General features: G+C 75.4%; 3 protein-coding genes. 1 reads left to right on the top strand and 2 read right to left on the bottom strand.

The genetic code is table 11. From position 1 onward, the window contains the following. Window positions 1-46: 46 nt before the first annotated feature. Both ABD317_RS34715 and ABD317_RS34710 read right to left on the bottom strand, forming a co-directional pair. Window positions 47-1,732: a DUF885 domain-containing protein gene (locus ABD317_RS34715; RefSeq protein ID WP_344295532.1), complete on the bottom strand. Its 1,686-nt coding sequence runs from the start codon at window positions 1,730-1,732 to the stop codon at window positions 47-49. A 50-nt stretch (window positions 1,733-1,782) separates the two neighbouring features. After that, the gene (locus ABD317_RS34710; RefSeq protein ID WP_027757587.1) at window positions 1,783-2,259 is read right to left on the bottom strand and encodes a winged helix-turn-helix transcriptional regulator; all 477 of its coding nucleotides are present in this window, start codon (window positions 2,257-2,259) and stop codon (window positions 1,783-1,785) included. 59 nt (window positions 2,260-2,318) lie between these two features. On the opposite strand from ABD317_RS34710, the gene ABD317_RS34705 reads away from it, so the two are divergent. Further along, on the top strand, window positions 2,319-3,568 hold a 1,250-nt coding region (locus ABD317_RS34705; RefSeq protein WP_344295527.1), incomplete at its 3' end, for a trans-sulfuration enzyme family protein.

Raw genomic sequence — 3,568 nt, 5'->3', positions numbered from 1 at the left:
GCCCGCACGCGCGCACGGCCCGGCGGGGCCGTGCGCCGTACGCGCGTCAGAGCGCGGACAGTTCGGCCTCCAGGTCGTCCAGCCCCAGCGAGCCCTGCGACAGCGCGGCCATGTGCCACGCCTTGGCGTCGAAGTCCGCGCCGTGCGCCTTGCGCGCCGCGTCGCGGCCGCGCAGCCAGGCGCGTTCGCCGATCTTGTAGCCGATGGCCTGCCCCGGCATCGACAGGTAGCGGGTCAGCTCGCTCTCCACGAACTCCGCCGGCCGGCCGCTGTGCATGCCGAAGAACTCCTGTGCCAGCGCCGGTGTCCACTGCTCGCCCGGGTGGAAGGGCGAGTGGTCGGGAATCGGCAGCCGGAGGTGCATGCCGATGTCCACGATGACCCGCGCGGCGCGCATCATCTGCGCGTCCAGGTAGCCGAGCCGCTGCTCGGCGTCGGTGAGGAAGCCCAGCTCGTCCATGAGCCGCTCCGCGTACAGCGCCCAGCCCTCGCAGTTGGAGCTCACCCAGCCGATGGTCGACTGGTAGCGGGAGAGCCGGTCCTTGACGTACACCCACTGCGCCAGCTGCAGGTGGTGGCCGGGCACGCCCTCGTGGTACCAGGTGGAGACCAGGTCGTAGACCGGGAAGCGGGTCTTGCCCATCGTCGGCAGCCAGGTCCGCCCGGGGCGGGAGAAGTCCTCGGAGGGCGGTGTGTAGTACGGCGCGGCGGCGCCGCCGGGCGGCGCGATACGGGACTCCACCCGGCGCACCGGCTCGGCCAGCTCGAAGTGCGTGCCGTCCAGCGCCTCGACGGCCTTGTCCATGATGCCCTGCAGCCAGTCGCGGACGGCGTCCTCGCCCTCGATGTGGGTGCCGTGCTCGTCCAGGTGCGCCAGCGCCTCCCAGGGGGTGGCGGCGCCGGGCAGGATCTTCGCGGCCTCGGTCCTCATCTCGCCGAGCAGCCGGTGGTACTCCGACCAGCCGTAGGCGTACGCCTCGTCCAGGTCGAGGTCGGCACCGTTGAAGAAGCGCGACCAGCGGGCGTACCGCTCGCGGCCGACGACGTCGGGGGCGTTCGCCACGGCCGGCGCGTACACGTCGCGCATCCAGTCGCGCAGCGCGCCCACCGCGGCGGTGGCCTCGCCCGCCGCCGCGTCCAGCTCGCCGCGCAGCGACTCGGGTCCGGCGGCCGTCAGCTCGCCGAACCAGCCGCGCCCGTCGCCCGCCCACTCGGTGAGCTGCCCGACGAACGTCCCGGTCGGTCGCGGCCCGCCGAGCAGCCCCTTGCCCAGGCCCGCGGCCAGCGACTGCCGGTAGCCGTCGAGCGCCGCCGGGACCGCGCGCAGCCGGGCGGCGATGTCCGCCCAGTCGTCCTCGCCGGCCGTCGGCATCAGCGTGAAGCACTCGCGCGTCAGGTGCACGGGGGAGTGGATGTTGCTGACGGCCCGCAGGCCCTCGTCGGCGTCGTGGACGGCGAGTTCGGCGGTCAGCCGCTCCCGCAGCAGCCGCGCGCAGCGCCGCTCCGCGTCGCTGTCCGCGCCGGGCTGCCGCTCGGCCTCGTCGAGGGCCGCAAGGGTGGCGCGGCCCAGCTCGGCTACGGCCCGCTGGCCGTCGGGGGAGAAGTCGGGGAGGGTACGGGAACTCTCCGGCACGCCGAGCATGGTGCCGCTGACGGGGTCGAGGTCGATCAGGTCGTCGACGTAGGCGTCCGCCACCTGCCGGGGCAGTCGCTGGTTCGTGGAGTCGGGCATGCGGGCCATCCTCGTATACGGGGGCGGGCGACGTCATCACCAAAACGGCGTCATGCCTGCGGCGGCAGCAGCGGCCCGCACTCCCAGTGCTGGAAGACCAGCCGCGTCTCCACCCGGGCGACCTCCCGGCGGGAGGTGAACTCGTCCAGGACGAGGCGCTGCAGGCCGGCGGCGTCGCGGACGGCGACGTGCACCAGGTAGTCGTCGGGGCCGCTGAGGTGGAACAGCGCGCGGGACTCGGGCAGCGAGCGGACCCGTTCGACGAAGGGGCCGATGAGGTCGCGGCGGTGCGGGCGCACCTGCACCGACAGCAGCGCCTCCAGACCGCGGTCGAGCCGCGCCGGGTCGAGGGCGAGCCGGTACCCGGTGATCACCCCGGTGCGGCGCAGCCGGGCCACGCGGTCCAGGCAGGTGGAGGGCGCGACGCCCACGGCGGCGGCCAGGTCGCGGTTGGTGGTCCGGGCGTCGTTCTGCAGCACCCGCAGAATCTCCAGGTCCACCGGATCCAGAGCAGGCGAATCGGGCATCCGCCGAACGTAGCACGGGGATCAGCCCTCCTGGCCCGTACAGAGTTCAGCATCGGGGCATGGAGACCCCGTCGCGTTCACTCGCCACCGAGGCCGTGCACGCCGGGCGCGAAGACCTCGCGCCCCTCGGCCTGCACGCCGCCCCGCTCGACCTGTCCACGACCTACCCGTCCCCCGACAGCAGGGGCGAGGCCGCCCGGATCGACGAGTTCGCCGCCACCGGCGCCCCGCTCGAAGGGCCGCAGGTCTACGGCCGGCTCGGCAACCCCACCGTCAGCCGCTTCGAACAGGCCCTCGCCCGGCTCGAAGGCACCGAGTCCGCCGTCGCCTTCGCCAGCGGGATGGCCGCGCTCAGCGCCTGCCTGCTGGTACGCGCCAGCCTCGGCCTGCGGCACGTCGTCGCCGTCCGGCCGCTCTACGGGTGCAGCGACCACCTGCTCGACAGCGGGCTGCTCGGCACCGAGGTGACCTGGACCGACCCGGCGGGCGTCGCCGACGCCCTGCGCCCCGACACCGGCCTGGTCCTCGTCGAGACCCCCGCCAACCCGACGCTCGCCGAGACGGACCTCCGGGCCGTCGCGTACTCTTGCGGCTCGGTCCCGCTGCTGGTCGACAACACCTTCGCCACCCCCGTCCTGCAGCGCCCCACCGAGCACGGCGCGCGGCTCGTGCTGCACAGCGCCACCAAGTACCTCGGCGGCCACGGCGACGTGATGGGCGGCGTCGTCGCCTGCGACGAGGAGCTGGCCGGCGCGCTGCGCCGGGTCCGGTTCGCCACCGGCGGCGTGCTGCACCCGCTCGCCGGCTATCTGCTGCTGCGCGGCCTCGCCACCCTGCCGGTGCGGGTACGGGCCCAGTCGCGGACCGCCGCGGAGCTGGCCCGCCGCCTCGCCGGCCACCCGGCGGTGACCCGGGTGCGCTACCCGCGGCTCGGCGGCGCGATGGTCGCCTTCGAGGTGCGCGGCGACCCCCACGCGGTCGTCGCCGCCGTGCGTCTGGTCACCCCGGCGGTGAGCCTCGGCAGCGTCGACACCCTCATCCAGCACCCGGGTTCGATCAGCCACCGTGTCGTCGACCCGGCCGACCGCCGCTCGGGCGGGATCGGCGAGCGGCTGCTGCGGATGTCGGTGGGGCTGGAGCACCCGGACGACCTGTGGGCGGACCTGCGCGCGGCGCTCGACGCCGGCGCCGCGGCGGACGCCGCGGCCGGGGCCGAAGCCGCGGCGGACCGGAAGCCGGGCGGCGCCGTCAGTGCGGCCCGGCGGGGCCCGCGGGGGGGGGGGGGCGCTCGGCCAGGGGGGGGGGGGGG

It is taken from the genome of Streptomyces synnematoformans, assembly GCF_039531005.1.
Lineage (GTDB): Bacteria > Actinomycetota > Actinomycetes > Streptomycetales > Streptomycetaceae > Streptomyces > Streptomyces synnematoformans.
This window is presented reverse-complemented; position numbering and strand designations above follow the sequence as displayed.